This window comes from Streptomyces mangrovisoli (assembly GCF_000974985.2).
GTDB lineage: Bacteria > Actinomycetota > Actinomycetes > Streptomycetales > Streptomycetaceae > Streptomyces > Streptomyces mangrovisoli.
In genome coordinates this window covers 1-822 of sequence record NZ_LAVA02000192.1, presented here as the reverse complement: position 1 = coordinate 822, position 822 = coordinate 1, and the positions used below count along the sequence as shown (strand labels likewise).

Below are 822 nucleotides of genomic sequence, written 5' to 3'. Positions count from 1 at the left end.
CCGCCGGGGAGGGGGGTGGGTGGAGGGGAGGGACGGATCGGTGCCGGCCCGTCACACTTGTGGCGCGGACATGCCATTAAGGGCCTCGTAAGTGAAGCTACGCACGTAGAACGCCAGGTGGGAAGGGGGTCCGGCGGCTGCCGTTGGTCTACGCCTGCGAAATACTGGCCAAGCTGCGGCGATGACGGCGTCCGGCGGAAACTTTCACGAGCGGGAAACGTGAGCAGAGGGGCTGACGTGCACGAGGACGGAAACGGCGGCGGGCGGCGGGGCGAACCCGAGGCGCTGCCGAGTGGTGCGCACCCGGAGTTCCCCGCCCTGGAACGGGAGTTGACCGTCTTTCTGCGGCGCGCCCGGGCCAACCAGACGGAGATGGCCCGGGAGGTCCACCCGGAGCTGGAGTCCGCCGCGTACGGGCTGCTGGTCCGTCTGGACGAATGCGGGCGGCAGCGGGCCACCGAGCTGGCGGCCTACATCGGTGTCGGCAAGGCCACGATGTCCCGTCAGCTGCGTGCCCTGGAGGAACTCGGCCTGGTCGCCCGTGAGCCGGACCCGGCGGACGGGCGGGCCTGGCTGGTGCACCTCACGGACGAGGGGAGCCGGCGGGTGAGCCGGGTCCGCGAGGCGCGCCGCGCGCGCTACGTCAGCAAGCTGTCCCACTGGAATCCGGACGAGGTCGCGGAGCTGGCGCGGCTGCTGCATCAGCTGAACCAGGGCCTGGAGAAGTAGCGGTCTGGCCCGCGGCCGGCTCGACGGGGTTCCGGGGTGCTCCCCGTGCGGGTGCCGTCCGCGCGGGTGCGTCGTGGCTGGTCGCGCAGTTCC

At 72.0% G+C, this 822-nt stretch carries 1 protein-coding gene; it reads left to right on the top strand.

The window, feature by feature from the left end; all coding sequences use genetic code 11:
• The first annotated feature begins 237 nt into the window (after window positions 1-237).
• Window positions 238-729: a MarR family winged helix-turn-helix transcriptional regulator gene (locus WN71_RS39355; protein WP_046592628.1), complete on the top strand. Its 492-nt coding sequence runs from the start codon at window positions 238-240 to the stop codon at window positions 727-729.
• Window positions 730-822 lie beyond the last annotated feature (93 nt).